Here is a 16,556-nt window from a genome sequence, read left to right as displayed (position 1 = left end):
TATGAAATAAACGCGTTACCTTACTATGGTTTCTTTCAATTGATTAGAACTATTTTTACATTTACAGTGATATGGTGAGCAATAACTATAGTGAATTACTTAGAAAGATAGATGAGTTTATCCGCAAATTTTACCTGAATAAAATTTTGCGTGGTAGTATTTACGCTGCAGCCATTCTTTTAGCCTTGTATCTCATTGTTTTTTTAGCACTTTATTACCTCAATCCAACTGCTGGTTTTAAAACCTTTATCTTTTTTGCTTATCTCATCACCGGTATTTTGCTTGTAGGTTTTTTAATTGTTAAACCTTTGCTTGCAATGTTAAAGCTGGGCAAACACCTCACTTTTGACGAAGCATCGGTTATCATCGGAAATCACTTTTCCGATATTAAGGATAAATTACTCAACACCTTACAGCTTCATCGTTTATCCGAAAACCAACCCAATAACAATCACCTGATCATTGCTAGTATTGATCAAAAAATACTCGAACTCAAACCTGTTCCATTTTATACCGCAGTAAGCATTAATGATAACAGGAAATACTTAAAATATCTTTTTGTTCCGCTATCAATCATTTTGCTCATCGCTATTATTGCACCAGCCATTTTACGCGAAGGCACAAACAGTTTTTTTAAATACGACGAATACATTGCACCAAAAGCGCCATTCACTTTTGCAATTCTGAATAAAAGTTTAACCGTTACCCAAGGCGATGATTTAAGTTTAAACCTTAAATTATCAGGAGATGAGCTTCCATCCGAAGTTTATGTTGAAGATGGAAAAAACACTTATAAACTCCTAAAACAGAGCATTAGTAAATTCAATTACAGCATAAAGAACATACAAGCCGATAAAAAACTGATTTTTAAAGGAGGAGGCTTCAGTTCTTCTGTATTTACTATAACGGTACAACCCCGCCCTGAACTGTTAAACGCCACAGCAACATTAACTTATCCTGCTTATTTGGGCAAAAAACAAGAATTGATTGCCAATGTTGGTGATATGCTCTTGCCTGAAGGCACCAAAGTTACCTGGAACTTTAAAACAGGGCAAAGTACAGCCCTTTTGTTTGTTTTAAATGGGAAAGAAAACAACTTAAAAGTAACCGATAATGAATCTGCTTTTAATGCAACCATTAGGAGCAATTCTAAATATAGCATTACCCCTAAAAACCAATATGTTACGCTCAGAGATTCCTTATCACACCAAATTACTGTGGTAAAAGATCAATCTCCGGCAATTGCTGTAGAAGAAAAACCAGATTCAGTAAGCAATAAAGCCCTTTACTTTAACGGACAAGTTACCGATGATTATGGATTTAGCCGCTTAAGTTTCAAATACAATATTAAAGAGAACAGGCACATTGTAGCCACTGTTACCAAAAATATAGCCATTAAAAGCAATGCAACAGAAAATTCTTTTTTCTATTTCTGGGACTTAAAAACCGCTATGACCAAGCCGGGTCAGGAAATTGAATATTATTTCGAAGTGGCCGACAATGATGCAGTTAACGGCGCTAAAGTTACCCGATCTGAAATTAAAACGTTTAAACAGCCAACAAAAAAGGAAACTGCAGAACAGGTAAGTGCCAGCAACCAGGCTTTGAAGCAAAAAATGCAATCGGCTATCCGTTTGGCAAATACAATCGAAAAAGAAAGTAAAAAAGTAGCAGAAAGCCTGATTGATAAAAAACAAATCTCTTTCGAAGATAAAAAGCAAATTGAAGCCTTATTAGACAAGCAAAAGCAGCTTGATGAAGCTGTAAAAGAAATTAAAGAACAGAATGAAAAAAATATTCAGCAACAGGACGATCAGCAACAAAACGAGGAACTTTTAGAAAAGCAAAAGCAGATAAAAGATCTATTCGACAATGTTTTGGACGAAAAAACCAAAGATCTTTTACAGAAACTGCAAAACCTGATGAATGAAAAAAATAAGGACCAAACGCAAAATGAACTTTCAAAGATGCAGTTGGATAACAAAACCCTTAAAAATGAACTCGACAGGATTTTAGAACTCTACAAGCAGTTAGAATTTGAACAAAACCTTCAAACGGATATCGATCGCTTAAATGAACTCGCTAAAGAGCAAAAGGAACTCGCTGAGCAAACTAAAGATAAAAAGCAGGATAGTGAATCGTTAAAGCAGAAACAGGATGCACTGAACAAGGAGATGAAAGACCTTAAGGAAGACCTTAAAAAGCTTGAAGAAAAAAATAAAACACTGGAAAGACCAAATCCATTCGAAAATCCAGAAAAAGATGTTCAGGATATTCAAAAAGAGCAGCAAGACAGCAAAGATGCTTTAGACAAAAAAGACTCAAAAGGTGCCAGCCAGAAACAGCAAAAAGCCGGTGAGCAGATGGAAAAGTTGTCTAAAAAAATGAGCGATATGCAACAGCAAGGTGAGGAAATGGAAAACAACCTGAATGCCAAAGAGTTGCGCCGCTTGTTGGAGAACTTATTAACAACTTCTTTCGATCAGGAAAAGGTAATGCTTGCCTTAAAGAAAATGACTGCAGCTGACCCCTCTTATATCAGCAATGTTCAAAAACAGCGCAGCATTAAAGATAACCTTAAAACAATTGCCGATAGTTTATACAGCCTCAGTAAACGTGTACCACAAATAGAATCGACTGTAAATGAGGAAATGAACAAAATCAATTTTAACCTTGATAAAAGTTTAGAGCGCTTAGGGGATAGAAGAACTGCCGAGGCAAACCGTTTTCAGCAGTTAACTATGACATCGGTTAACAACCTCACCTTAATGTTGAGCGAAGCACTGAGCCAACTGCAGAATATGCAAAAAAATGGCAAAGGTGGTAGTGGAAAGAAACAAAAGCAAAGCATGAAACAGCTTTCGCAGATGCAAGACCAGCTGAATAAAAGTATGCAAAAGGCCCGTGAGCAGATGCAGAAACAAGGAGGCAACCAAGGTACTGTTGGCAAAGGGCAAATGAGCCAGGAATTCGGTAAAATGGCACAGCAACAGCAAATGATCCGCCAGGCTTTAGAAAAGATTAACCGCGAAGAAAATAAGGATGGTTCTGGAAAGATGGGCAACCTTAATGAAGCGATTAAAGAAATGAAACAGACGGAAAGTGATCTCGTTAACAAGCGTTTACAACAAGAAACTTTAAACCGGCAAAAAGAACTGTTAACCAAATTGTTAGAAGCAGAAAAAGCAGAACGCGACCAGGAAGAAGATGCTAAACGCGAAAGTAAAGCAGCCAGGGAATTTCCGCCATCCTACCAAAAAATGGTCGATCAGTTTAAAAAACAGCAACAAAATGGTAATGATATGTTGCAAAAACTTCCTCCAAGTTTAAATTACTACTATAAAAACAAAATTGCCGAATATTTGAAATCACTTAATATGGTACAATGATGTTTGGATTTACGATAGGGTTAGGTAAATCGTCCCGTCATTTCGAGCGGAACAAAGTGGAGTCGAGAAATCTTTTAACCTTGCCTACAATCTTTTTAATTAAAGATCTCTCCATTCCGTTGCACTCCAGTCGAGATGACGACAACTACTATAATATTTCTTAAATTTGCAGCAAATACCCCCTTATATGCCAGCAATATCCTTCTTCACTGAATCAGTAAGCTATAATCTTCCTCAAAAACTTAAAGTAAAAAAATGGATAAAAGCTTCAATTGAAAAAGAAGGATATCAACTACAAGAACTTAACTTTATTTTCTGTAGCGACGAGTATCTTTTAAGCATCAACCAACAGTATTTAAATCATGATACTTACACCGATATCATCACTTTCGATAATTCTGATGTCGAAAAACTAATTGTAAGCGATATTTTCATCAGCATTGAACGGGTCAAAGAGAATGCTAAAACTTTTAAAACATTAGAGTTTGATGAGGTTTGCCGTATAATGATTCATGGAACACTACATTTATTAGGCTATAAAGACAAAGAAAAAACCGCCAAAACCCTAATGACGGAGAAAGAAGATGAATATCTTGCCTATCGGGCACAAATTGGCTTAGTTTAATCTCTATAAACTCTTCAAGAATTAATAATTCTATTTTCCGTATTATCTACAATGCTGAACTTGTTTTAGCAAAGCTCCTGCTACCTTTCCATCTCAATTATTTAATGGCGTTCGTCTAAAAGTTAACGCTGTTCGTCGACTATTACCCCCTACTGGTATAATTAAGCAATATTTTGTGCAACATTTATTGGCTACAGCAGTCTTATAACAAAAAATAACACCAAGATTTAAAATTGATGATTGCAATCCAATCATCCTCGAAGATAAAGTTTAGTTTTAGTTAATGATTGAAGCAGCGGCGGAGCGATTCTAGCCGCTGTTTTCTTTTATAGATTGGCTTACTAATGATATATGAACTAAAACATCAATATTCTGCCATTTTTAACTGATACAGAAGCCCTTTACAATTTGATTATGCCGTTCCAAATATTTTATACTTACTTTTGCACTAATTTTCCTTTATAAAACCGAAATACAAAAAAATTGAGCACACTAATTGCGGCAGAAGGCTTAGGTCATGGTTATCATGACGAATGGCTATTTAAAAATTTAACCTTAGGTATTAACTCCGGTCAGCGTGTTGCGTTGGTGGGAATTAATGGTGCAGGTAAGAGTACACTTTTGAAACTATTAGCAGAAAGGTTCCCTCCGCTTGAAGGTAAAATTGTTAAAAATAAAGCTGTTAAAATTGGTTTTCTCGATCAAGAACCACAGTTTACTGAGGGTTTTTCAATCAGTGACCATATATTTTCTCTAGAAAATAAACAACAGCAGCTCATTAAAGAGTATGAGGAATTAATTGAGGATCCCAACCCGGATGAGAAAACACTTAATCGTTTATACGAAGAATTAAGTGAGCATAACGCCTGGGAATATGAGCATGAGATCAAAACCATTCTAAACAGAATGGGCATTACCCATCTTCAACAAAAAATTTCTACCCTATCCGGCGGACAAAAGAAACGTTTGGCCCTGGCTAAACTTTTAATTGAAGATCCGGAAATCTTGGTGCTTGATGAGCCAACCAACCATTTGGATATTGATACCATTGAATGGTTGGAAAAATTATTAACCACCGGGCAAAAAACAATACTATTGGTTACCCACGACCGTTATTTTTTAGATAATGTTTGCAACACCATCGTAGAGTTAGATAGAGGAAAAATATTTAACTATAACGGAAACTACGCCTACTTCCTGGAAAAGAAAAGTGAAAGAGAAGCTTTAGACGCAACGGTTTTACATAAAAACCAACAGCTATTAAAGAAGGAATTGGAGTGGATGAGACGCATGCCACAGGCACGTGGAACAAAATCTAACGCCAGAATCAATGCTTTTTACGATTTAGAAGAAAAATCAAAGAAAAAGACTGATAATCAGAGTATTAACCTCCAAATGAAGATGTCGAGGCAAGGTGGGAAGATTATTGAAGTAGAAAACATATCAAAAGCATTTGATGGCAGTGCTATTATAAATGATTTTAGTTACACCTTCAAAAAAGGAGACAGAATTGGTTTAGCCGGAAAGAATGGAACTGGAAAATCAACTTTGTTAAACATTATAACAAGCCAACTTACGACAGATTCAGGAAAAGTTGATACTGGTGAAACTACTGTATTCGGTTATTACAAACAAGGCGGCTTAACATTCGATCCAAAAGAAAGGGTAATCGATATTGTGAAATCGGATGCTGAATATATTAAAATGGCAGATGGTTCTGTAATCACTGCTTCTGCCCTACTTACGCTTTTTCTCTTTCCTCCAAAGAAACAACATGGTATGGTTGAGAAATTAAGTGGTGGAGAGAAGAAGCGTTTGAACCTGATGAAGGTGTTGATGCAGAATCCAAATTTTTTGATTTTGGATGAGCCTACCAATGATTTAGATATTGATACTTTAAATGTTTTGGAGGAATTCTTAGAAAATTTTCCAGGTATTTTAATGTTGGTTTCCCATGATAGGTACTTGCTCGATAAAATGAGCGATCAGCTATTTATTATGGAGGGCGAAGGAGTAGTTAAAATATACAATGGCAATTATTCGGAGTACCGTTTGAGTTTGGAGCAACCAAAAGTTAAACCAGAAAACAAGAAAACCACTGCTCCTATTGTTGAAGCTACACCTACCAAAGTAGTAAAAAAGTTGAGTTTTAAAGAACAAAAAGAATTAGAAGATAGCGAAAAAAGTATTGCAGATTTAGAAAATAAAATTGCTTTGCTTAACGAAAATCTAACTAAAATCGATGCGGCTGACTATGTAAAAATTCAAGAGGTTTCGAATGAGATAGAAATCCTTCAGTCAAAACTCGATGAGTTAACGCTGCGTTGGCTTGAGTTGTCAGAATAAGAAAAATATAATTTAAAGGTAAATTGAGTGTAGGTGTTTCACGTGGAACATATTATTTCACCAAATAAATAATTTGACTAGGACATGCGTATTCATTTATCACTATTGAATGAATTCATATAAAAATAGCCTTATTTTATATAATTAAATAAAGACTTAAAACAATTGTTTCACGTGGAACAATTAAATATACAAAAAAATGTTTGCAAAATACGATTTGATTGTTGTTGGTGCTGGTCATGCAGGCTGTGAAGCTGCCGCCGCCGCCGCCAATCTAGGATCTTCTGTTTTACTAATTACAATGAATATGGGTACAATTGCCCAGATGAGTTGTAACCCTGCCATGGGCGGTGTAGCAAAGGGACAAATTGTTCGTGAGGTTGATGCTATGGGTGGTTATTCAGGTATTATATCCGATAAATCAACCATACAGTTTAGAATGCTAAATAAATCTAAAGGACCTGCAATGTGGAGTCCGCGTGCTCAGATTGACAGGATGCGTTTTGCTGAAGAATGGAGGTTGGCTTTGGAGCGTACTCCGAATGTTGATATGTGGCAGGATAGTGTTGTTGGTTTGTTAGTGAAAGACAATACCGTTTATGGTGTTAAAACATCGTTAGGAACAGAGATAGAAAGTACTGCTGTTATTCTCACCAATGGAACTTTTTTAAACGGTGTAATGCACATTGGAGAAAAGAAATTTGGAGGAGGCAGAACTGCTGAAAGAGCATCAACAGGAATTACTGAACAACTGGTACAATTGGGTATGGAGGCAGGCAGAATGAAAACAGGTACTCCCCCACGTGTTGATGGTAGAAGTTTAGATTATTCTAAAATGGAAGAGCAATGGGGAGATGAAAATCCTGGCAAATTCTCTTATACTGACACGACGGTTTCAACTGATCAACGGTGTTGCTGGATTACTTATACCAATGGAGATGTACATGAAACACTGAAAGAAGGTTTTGAAAAGTCGCCAATGTTTACGGGTAGAATTAAAGGCTTAGGCCCAAGATACTGCCCATCTATTGAAGATAAAATTAACCGCTTTGCTGAACGCGACAGACACCAAATTTTTGTTGAACCTGAAGGATGGAATACCTGTGAAATTTATGTAAATGGTTTTTCAACTTCACTTCCTGAAGATGTACAATTTAAAGCGTTAAGATTAATACCGGGTTTTGAGCAAGCAAAAATGTTCAGACCAGGCTACGCTATTGAATATGATTTCTTCCCACCTACTCAGCTATCGTTAACACTGGAAACTAAACTGATCAACAATTTATTTTTAGCCGGGCAAATTAACGGAACAACGGGTTATGAAGAAGCGGCTTGTCAAGGTTTTATGGCAGGAATAAATGCGCATCAAAAAATTACGGATAAACATGAGCTGATTATGAAACGATCAGATAGTTATATTGGTGTTTTAATTGACGATCTTGTTACCAAAGGAACGGAAGAACCTTACCGCATGTTTACTTCACGCGCCGAACACCGCTTATTGCTACGACAAGATAATGCTGATATCCGCCTCTCTCCTATTGGCCATGAATTGGGTTTAATTTCTGATGAGCGATTAGACAACGTAAATCAGAAAATTGCTAAAGCTGATGCTTTAGTTAAATTTACTAAAAACCAAGGTATAGAAATGGCTGATGCCAATCCGATGCTTGAAAGTTTAGGATCAAGCCCGTTGAATCAAAATGTAAAAATCCATAGCTTGGTAGGCAGACCGCATGTTGGTTTACCTGATTTGATTAAAGTGAGTAAAGCGCTTGCTGCAGCAACCCAGGATTTAGATAACGAAACAATTGAGCAGGCGGAAATAAAAATCAAATACGAAAGCTATTTCGAAAAAGAAAATGAGATTGTAGCTAAAATGCTTAAAATGGAAGACAAGGAAATTAAGTCGGATTTTGATTATAATAAATTGGTTTCTATTTCAAAAGAAGCGCGTGAAAAATTATTTAAAATAAAACCACGCACTTTAGGTCAGGCTTCACGAATTTCTGGGGTATCACCATCAGATATATCAGTTTTAATGGTATATATTAATAAGTAGTTGATTATCAGTATTTTAATAAAAACAACCAAAGCTTTAAATAAAGCGATATAAGACAAAAAAAACATTTTTTAATATTACGATTCCAAAAAGTATAAAAATTCGTCAGAACGTTTAAAATATGCCAAATTTAAAAGCTCAGTATTTTAACCTTGCAAATTTAGTAGTTGTATTTACGCTTCTCCTATTTTTCGGTTGCGCTAGTATCCAAACTCCTCAGGGTGGACCAAAAGATAACAAGCCGCCGAAAGTTTTGAGTATGACTCCAAAAAATCAAACCAGAAATTTTAATGCTAAAAAAATCATTATTGAGTTTGACGAATATTTTAACATAAAAGATGAGTTTAAAGAATTCTCCATTTCTCCAGATCAGGAAAAACTTCCGGTTTTAAAGAAGCGCCAAAAAAGACTTGAAATTGCGCTTCAGGATTCCCTGGAGAAAAACACAACTTATACTTTAAACTTTGGAAAATCTATAGCCGATGTAAATGAAGGAAACGTTGTTAAAAACCTTTCGTATGTTTTTTCAACTGGTCCGGAAATCGATTCATTATCCATTAGCGGAAAAGTAATCAACTCGCTTAGCGACGAACCTGAAAAAGAAGTTACCGTATTTATTTTGCCTTTAGAAAGGGATACTATTTTTGGAAAGAAGCGTCCATCTATTTACACCACAACCGATAGTGCCGGAACTTATAAACTCAATAATTTAAGAAAAGGAACTTACAAAGTATATGCTGTAAAGGAAAGCAGCGGTGGAGGTGATAAAATATACCAGCAGATTTCTGACGAAATAGGATTTATAAAGGAACCTGTTGTTATTGATAAGAATTTAGAGAACATCAATCTTCAGATATTTAAGGAATTGGCACCAGAATTTCGTGTGTTAGACCGAAAACTGAACAATGATGGAAGTATATCAATTATCCTTAATCAGCAACTTAAAAGCCCTAAAATTACTGTTACCGATCCTCCTGCTGTTGATGTTGGAAAGTTTGTACACTTTACAAAAAATAATGACACTGCTAAAATATGGTTAAAAGACCTGGGCTTCGACTCGGTTAAGCTAGCCATCCAGGACCAAGGCAAAGTTTTACAGACTTTGAACTTTACAAAGGGCAGAAAAGATACTTATACGAGGGATGTTACCATTGCCGATAATTTATCAGGAGGTAAGCTAAATCCATACCAGCAATTAACATTAATATTTCCATTTCCCATCACAGTCGGAGATCCGTCAAAAATAATCCTGTTGGAGGATTCTGTTAAACGAACAAATTTCGAATTGGTAAAAGACAGTGTCGATTTTCTTAAATATTACATAAAATATCCCTGGAAGAATAAAAAAAGTTACGATATAAAATTAGGTGCAGGTGCATTCACAGCTATTTTTAATGCTAAAAATAAGGACGTTAATAAAAAATTCACTCTAGAAAGCCCTGATGCTTATACCACCCTTATATACAATGTAACAGTGCCTGATACATCTAAAAGTTATGTAGTTCAGTTCCTGAATGAAAAAAAGGATATTGTTAAAGCGTTTTCTATTAGTAAAAATTCTAAGATTACTTTTTCCAAATATCCTGCTGGCAAATACATGTTAAGAGTGGTTTACGACGATAACAAAAATGGAGTCTGGGATACCGGAAGTGTAAAAGGTGGCTACCAACCTGAAAAAGTTTGGTACCTGAAAGCTTTAATGGACCTTAAGCCAAACTGGGAACGGGAAGATGCATTGGTAATACCTCCACCACCAAATAAATAAATAAATAAAAGTCGTCACCCTGAATTTATTTCAGTGTCTTTAATAGCAAATAAGATGCTGAAACAAGTTCAGCATGACGGATACTATGTGGTAAACCAGCCCGAATACATGATGTAATTATCTGGCAACTTATTTAATAAAGCCCTTTGCTCTTCAGTAATGGGCTTTATTTTTTTAGCGGGCGTACCAGCATATAAATAGCCAGTTTCGCAAATTGTATTTTCCAAAACCACCGAACCTGCAGCTATAATGCAATATTGTTCTACTATGGCGTGGTCCATTATAATGGCTCCCATCCCGATTAAAACATTATCCTGCACAGTACAACCATGCACAATAGCATTATGACCAACAGATACCCGGTTACCAATGTGTGTAGCTGCTTTTAGGTAGGTAGCATGAATTACTGCACCATCCTGTATATTAGATTCATTTCCAATCGTAATGGCGTTTACATCGCCTCTAATTACGGCATTAAACCATACCGAGCATTTATCACCAATTACCACATCACCAACGATAGTGGCATTTTCAGCAATAAAATTGTCAGCCCCAATTTGAGGATATTTATCTTTTACGGGGAGTATTAATGGCATAACATGATTTTACGTCACCCTTAATTTATTCGGGTTCTTTTTAATTATTGTATATCTAATATTGCTGAAATAATACAGCATGGTGAGATCTTATTAAAAAACAGTATCTACCAATTCTTTAGCATGCTCCGGATAATCAGTAGTATAATGTAAGCCCCTACTCTCTTTTCTTTGCATGGCAGATTTAATTACAAGATAGGCAGTTTGAATTACATTACGCAACTCGCAAAGTTTAACTGATACCTTATTCTTTTTATAAAATTCTTCAGTTTCTTGGTATATTAAAAATAATCGGCGATGTGCCCTTTCTAAACGAAAATCAGAACGCACAATACCTACATAATCGCCCATCACCTTTTGTAACTCTCTTAAATTATGGGTCACCAATACGTCTTCATTGCTTTGTGTAACTCCTTTAGAGTCCCATTCAGGAATATGGTCAGGGATAACATTATTTTTAAATTTTTCTATAGCATCCTGATAAATGCGGTGTGCAAAAACAGTAGCTTCAAGTAATGAATTGGAAGCCAATCGGTTAGCTCCATGTAAACCCGTTGAAGAGCACTCACCGCAAGCATATAGATTTTTTATTGAAGACCGTCCGTATTCATCAACCAAAATACCACCACACATATAATGAGATGCAGGTGTAACCGGAATATAATCTTTCGTCATATCTATACCAATAGATAGGCACTTAGCATATATATTAGGAAAATGCTTTAAAATATCGGCTTTCTTACGCATGGTAATATCAAGATACACAAACTCATCACCCGATTTTTTCATTTCATTATCAACAGCGCGTGCTACAATATCACGTGGTGCAAGCGATTTTCGTTCATCGTACTCATGCATAAATTCTTCTCCATTTTTACGCCTTAAAACCCCACCGAAACCTCTTACCGCTTCTGATATTAAGAACGATGGATATTCTCCCGGATGATACAAAGCTGTTGGATGGAACTGAATAAACTCCATATTCCTAACTTTTCCTTTAGCACGATAAACCATCGCCATACCATCACCTGTTGCAATAACAGGATTTGTTGTGGCAGAATACACGTGGCCGGCACCACCCGAAGCCATCACAGTCACATTTGCCACAATCTTTTCCACATCGTTAAGCTCTGTGTTAAAGGCATATATACCATAACAGTTAATATCTTCTGTACGTTTATCCACAAACTCACCAAGGTGATGCTGGGTTATTAACTCCAGCGCAAAGTAATGTGTTAATATCTCTATGTTGTTATTCTCATGAATTTCTTTTAGCAAAACCCTTTCTATCTCATATCCGGTGATGTCTTTATAGTGTAAAACACGGTGTTCTGAGTGCCCTCCTTCCTTGGCCAAATCATAAAAACCGGCATTATCCTTATCGAAATTTATACCATAGTCAATGATCTCCTGGATGCGCTGAGGCCCCTCTTTTACAACGATTTCCACAATTTTTTCGTCGCATAATCCATCCCCGGCAATCAAAGTATCATCAATATGTTTCTCAAAAGAATCACCTTTATCCACAACAACTGCAACGCCGCCCTGGGCATATTTCGTGTTCGATTCGTCTTCATTAGACTTGGTTACAATTAATACCTTGCCAAACTTGGCAGCCTTAAGTGCAAAACTTAAACCTGCTATCCCTGAACCAATTACCAGAAAATCTACTTTTCTCATTAATAAAAACATTTACTTTATCCACGATGTTAACAACTAGTTAATAAATGTTAACTCCATGTCTAAATTATCCTAACAAATAAATTTGAATGTTTAAAGCTACTCTAAAAACACAATTTGCCACAATCTTTTGCGCAATTTTTAACCACCTTTACTTAAGTAATTAACTTTTTACCCACTTATAAACAATTAACATTCCGGTATTGATAAAATTTGAAAGGATTTTCGATAGTGCTGTAAATCAAACTTATGATATTAGATAAATGTAATCTAAATGTTAGTAAACGATTAATAACTTATCTAAACGAAAGAAATTTCTAAACTTGCCAACAATATTAACACACTAATAAACAAACAAGATTTATTTATTTAAAATAACTTATTAATTATTGAGACGTGGAAAGCTTTATCTTTGGCCAACGTCAAAATTCAAAAAAGGAAAATTTAAAAATGAACATAGATGTCTTAGAAGAAATCAACAAAAAAGGTTTCGCAGAAGAGGAAATTGATCCAACACTCGATCTTTTTGCGGAGATTGAGAAGTTGAAAAAGGAAAAGAATGCCATAATTCTTGCTCATTATTATCAAGAGCCTGACATACAGGATATTGCAGATTATATTGGCGATAGTTTAGGGCTATCGCAAGAAGCTGCAAAAACAGATGCTGATGTGATTGTGTTTGCCGGTGTGCATTTTATGGCAGAAACAGCCAAGATTTTGTCGCCCAATAAAACAGTTTTATTACCTGATGTAAAAGCAGGTTGCTCATTGGCAGATAGTTGCCCGCCACACCTGTTTAAAAAGTTTAAAGAAAAATATCCAGATCACCTGGTAATTACTTACGTAAACTGTACGGCCGAATTAAAAGCTTTAAGTGATATTGTTTGCACGAGTACCAATGCTGTTCAAATTGTGGAGAGTTTACCTAAAGATCAAAAAATCATTTTTGGTCCTGATCGTAATTTAGGTGCTTATGTGGCTAAAAAAACCGGGCGCGATTTAGTGCTGTGGAATGGTGCCTGTATGGTACATGAAATTTTTTCGCAGGAAAAAATTACAAAGCTTAAAGAACGCCATCCGAATGCTAAATTTATTGCGCATCCTGAATGTGAAGAAGTGGTTTTAAAGATGGCCGATTATGTAGGTTCTACTACAGGTTTGTTAAAATATACCATTACCAATCCGGCAACTGAGTTTATTGTAGCTACCGAAAGTGGAATTATCCACCAGATGGAGAAAGCAAATCCTACTAAAACTTTTATTCCTGCACCGCCTAATAACAGCTGTGCCTGTAATGATTGCCCTTATATGAAAAGAAATACTTTAGAAAAACTATATTTATGTATTAAAAATGGTTTACCGGAAGTAACTGTACCTGAGCATATTATTGAAAAAGCACGTAAGCCGATTCAACGTATGCTTGATATTTCTGCAGAATTGGGCTTGTAGAAAATAAATTGTCATTGCCGGAAGGAACGAGAGCCTGCCCCAACTTTTTTGGGAAGAAATCTTAATTAGTTTGCTGGTAGCAATAGTGTAAGATTGCTTTGTAACCCGCAATGAAGAAAAAATGAGTATATGGAAAAAAACAACATTCTTAAAAACTACTCCGGCTTATTATGGCTTTTGGCAGGTATAACTGTTGGAAGTATAGTAGGATTAATTTTTGGGAAAAGTGTTGAAAGTATAAAACCTTTGGGTGATATATTTTTAAACCTGTTGTTTACTGCTGTTATACCATTGGTATTTTTCGCCGTTTCATCTGCAATTGCGAATATCGATAGAACAAAAAAACTGGGTAGATTATTAACCATAATGGTATTGGTTTTTCTATCAACTGTTTTAATTGCCGCAATTTTGACCTTGGCAGCAACCTGGATTTTTCCGATCCACCAACAATTGGGAAATGCTGTTTTACCAGATGAACCTGAAAAAATACAGTCGTTTGGTGAGCAAATGACCCAACTTTTAACCGTAGGGGAATTTTTTGAACTAGGAAGCAGAAAAAATATGCTTGCATTGATTATTTTTTCAGTTTTGGTAGGTTTTTCTACGCTATATGCTGAAAAAGAAGGTGATGGTTTTAAAAATTTCCTCGTTTCTGGCAATGAAGTGATGAAAAAACTCATCATTTTAATTATGAAACTAGGCCCGATTGGTTTAGGTGCATATTTCGCTTATCAGGTTGGAGTTTTCGGACCACAACTCTTTGGTACTTATGCCAAAGCTTTAGGTTTATATTATGGCGTTGGGGCATTTTATTTTATCGTTTTTTTTACGCTTTATGCTTTTGTAGCGGGTGGATTTAAAGCCATAAAAGTTTTTTGGAAAAATAATATTGTACCCTCTTTAACTTCAATCGGAACCTGTAGCAGCATTGCCACTATTCCGGCAAACTTAGAAGGGACAACAAAAATGGGCGTGCCTGCGTACATCACCAATGTAACCATCCCTTTAGGATCAACATTACATAAAGATGGCTCCAGCATTAGCTCAATTATAAAAATTGCTGTAGTTTTTGCAATTTTCGGAAAAGATCTGGTTCACGTTGATACCATTATTTTGGCTTTGGGCATTACTGTTTTGGTTAGTATTGTTGAAGGTGGAATTCCGAATGGAGGTTATATTGGCGAATTATTGATGATTTCGGCATACCAATTACCACCAGAAGCCTTGCCACCGGCCATGATTATAGGTACCTTAGTAGATCCAATGGCTACCTTGTTAAATGCTACTGGTGATAACGTTGCAGCAATGTTAATTGCCAGGTTTACAGAGGGTAAAAATTGGATGCAAAATATTAAATAAATAGATTCGTCGCCCTGTCCCGATTTTACATCGGGATCAAGGTCTTATTTGTTAAGTTGCTGAAACAAGTTCAGCATGACGATAAATGAAATATAACTTATGTTTGAAAATAAAGAACGCACAGATATTAATGAATTAGGAGAGTTTGGTTTAATTAAACACCTCACCACTAATTTTAAAATTAAGAATGATTATTCGGTTAAAGGTGTTGGCGATGATGCGGCTGTTTTAGATGCTAAAGGAAAACAAATTTTAATTTCTACCGATTTATTGTTGGAAGGAATTCACTTCGATTTGGCTTATGTGCCTTTAATGCACCTGGGTTATAAAGCGGTGCAGGTAAACCTGAGTGATATTTATGCGATGAACGGAAAAGCCAGTCAAATTACTGTTTCGCTGGGTTTATCGAGTAAATTTCCATTAGAAGCTGTAGAAGAAATTTATAAAGGCATTGAACTGGCCTGTAATAAATACAACATAGATTTGATAGGTGGCGATACCTCATCAAGTAAACAAGGTTTGGTGATCAGTATTACCAGTATTGGTTATGCCGATGCGGATAAAGTTGTATATAGAAATGGCGCTCAGGAACATGATTTATTGTGTGTATCGGGTGATTTAGGAGGTGCTTATTTAGGTTTGCAAATTTTGGAGAGGGAAAAACTAATTTATCTCGAAAATCCACAGGTTCAGCCAGATTTGGAAGGTAAAGATTACATCATAGAAAGGCAGCTCAAACCAGAAGCACGGATGGATATTGTGGCACTTCTAGATGATTTAGGTATTAAACCAACCTCAATGATTGATGTTTCTGATGGTTTGGCATCTGAAATTTTACACCTGGCAGAACAATCTGATAAAGGAATAACCATTTACGAAGAGAAAATTCCTTTGGATCCTATGACTTATGAAACTGCACGTGAATTGGGGTTAGACCCAACAGTTTGTGCTTTAAGTGGTGGTGAAGATTACGAGCTATTATTTACGATCAGTCAGGAAGATTATAAAAAACTGAAACACGATGTAGATATTACGGTGATTGGCCATGTTACCGATAAAAATTCGGGCTGTAAAATGGTTTCTAAATCAGAAAAAGTACACGAGTTGAAAGCCCAGGGCTGGAATGCTTTTAATAAATAAAATTTATCAATAAAGAGTAAGTCGTCATTTCGAGCGAAGTGCAAAGTAGTCGAGAAATCTATATTAGCAGATCTCTCCATTCTCCTGCGTTTCGGTCGAGATGACGATTTTACTTTGTAAACATCATTGCTAGGAAAATATGAAT

Annotated in this window: 10 protein-coding genes; 8 read left to right on the top strand and 2 right to left on the bottom strand. The window is 35.9% G+C overall.

Translation table 11 applies throughout. The features are described from left to right. Nucleotides 1-71 precede the first annotated feature (71 nt). The 5 genes from ACZZZW_RS01995 (at nt 72) to ACZZZW_RS01975 (ending at nt 10,187) form a co-directional block, all read left to right on the top strand. Entirely contained in the window at nt 72-3,389 is a 3,318-nt protein-coding gene (locus ACZZZW_RS01995; protein WP_463492146.1) for a DUF4175 family protein, read from the top strand. Nucleotides 3,390-3,576: 187 nt separating this feature from the next. Next, nucleotides 3,577-4,014, top strand: a complete 438-nt coding sequence (gene ybeY / locus ACZZZW_RS01990) for an rRNA maturation RNase YbeY (RefSeq protein ID WP_463492145.1) — start codon at nt 3,577-3,579, stop codon at nt 4,012-4,014. 483 nt (nt 4,015-4,497) lie between these two features. Then, nucleotides 4,498-6,360, top strand: coding sequence for an ABC-F family ATP-binding cassette domain-containing protein (locus ACZZZW_RS01985; protein WP_463492144.1), 1,863 nt, complete (start codon nt 4,498-4,500; stop codon nt 6,358-6,360). Between the two features lie 199 nt (nt 6,361-6,559). After that, nucleotides 6,560-8,422 carry a tRNA uridine-5-carboxymethylaminomethyl(34) synthesis enzyme MnmG gene (gene mnmG / locus ACZZZW_RS01980; RefSeq protein ID WP_463492143.1) on the top strand — a complete coding sequence of 621 codons (1,863 nt, stop codon included), beginning with the start codon at nt 6,560-6,562 and terminating at the stop codon, nt 8,420-8,422. 121 nt (nt 8,423-8,543) lie between these two features. Then, nucleotides 8,544-10,187: an Ig-like domain-containing protein gene (locus tag ACZZZW_RS01975; RefSeq protein ID WP_463492142.1), complete on the top strand. Its 1,644-nt coding sequence runs from the start codon at nt 8,544-8,546 to the stop codon at nt 10,185-10,187. A gap of 83 nt (nt 10,188-10,270) precedes the next feature. Here the strand turns inward: ACZZZW_RS01975 and ACZZZW_RS01970 are convergent, their stop codons facing one another. Both ACZZZW_RS01970 and nadB read right to left on the bottom strand, forming a co-directional pair. Continuing rightward, entirely contained in the window at nt 10,271-10,783 is a 513-nt protein-coding gene (locus ACZZZW_RS01970; RefSeq protein ID WP_055914375.1) for a gamma carbonic anhydrase family protein, read from the bottom strand. Between the two features lie 93 nt (nt 10,784-10,876). Continuing rightward, nucleotides 10,877-12,463 carry an L-aspartate oxidase gene (gene nadB / locus ACZZZW_RS01965; RefSeq protein ID WP_463492141.1) on the bottom strand — a complete coding sequence of 529 codons (1,587 nt, stop codon included), beginning with the start codon at nt 12,461-12,463 and terminating at the stop codon, nt 10,877-10,879. 396 nt (nt 12,464-12,859) lie between these two features. Between nadB and nadA the strand changes: the two genes are divergently transcribed. From nadA to thiL, 3 genes are all read left to right on the top strand, one after another. Then, nucleotides 12,860-13,912: a quinolinate synthase NadA gene (gene nadA, locus ACZZZW_RS01960; RefSeq protein ID WP_463492140.1), complete on the top strand. Its 1,053-nt coding sequence runs from the start codon at nt 12,860-12,862 to the stop codon at nt 13,910-13,912. A gap of 129 nt (nt 13,913-14,041) precedes the next feature. Next, nucleotides 14,042-15,271: a dicarboxylate/amino acid:cation symporter gene (locus ACZZZW_RS01955; protein WP_463492139.1), complete on the top strand. Its 1,230-nt coding sequence runs from the start codon at nt 14,042-14,044 to the stop codon at nt 15,269-15,271. Between the two features lie 99 nt (nt 15,272-15,370). Further along, nucleotides 15,371-16,411, top strand: a complete 1,041-nt coding sequence (gene thiL / locus ACZZZW_RS01950; RefSeq protein WP_055914366.1) for a thiamine-phosphate kinase — start codon at nt 15,371-15,373, stop codon at nt 16,409-16,411. Nucleotides 16,412-16,556: the final 145 nt, after the last annotated feature.

The sequence above is a fragment of the Pedobacter sp. AC379 genome, from assembly GCF_979258145.1.
The sequence above is the reverse complement of the archived record's forward strand: the minus strand, read 5'-3'. Positions and strand labels throughout refer to the sequence as shown.

Excerpts from the sequence above, each read along its gene's own strand:
- ACZZZW_RS01995 (WP_463492146.1), top strand. The coding sequence starts at position 72 with ATGGTGAGCAATAACTATAGTGAATTACTTAGAAAGATAGATGAGTTT.
- ybeY (WP_463492145.1), top strand. The coding sequence starts at position 3,577 with ATGCCAGCAATATCCTTCTTCACTGAATCAGTAAGCTATAATCTTCCT.
- mnmG (WP_463492143.1), top strand. The coding sequence starts at position 6,560 with ATGTTTGCAAAATACGATTTGATTGTTGTTGGTGCTGGTCATGCAGGC.
- ACZZZW_RS01975 (WP_463492142.1), top strand. The coding sequence starts at position 8,544 with ATGCCAAATTTAAAAGCTCAGTATTTTAACCTTGCAAATTTAGTAGTT.
- ACZZZW_RS01970 (WP_055914375.1), bottom strand. The coding sequence starts at position 10,783 with ATGCCATTAATACTCCCCGTAAAAGATAAATATCCTCAAATTGGGGCT.
- nadB (WP_463492141.1), bottom strand. The coding sequence starts at position 12,463 with ATGAGAAAAGTAGATTTTCTGGTAATTGGTTCAGGGATAGCAGGTTTA.
- ACZZZW_RS01955 (WP_463492139.1), top strand. The coding sequence starts at position 14,042 with ATGGAAAAAAACAACATTCTTAAAAACTACTCCGGCTTATTATGGCTT.
- thiL (WP_055914366.1), top strand. The coding sequence starts at position 15,371 with ATGTTTGAAAATAAAGAACGCACAGATATTAATGAATTAGGAGAGTTT.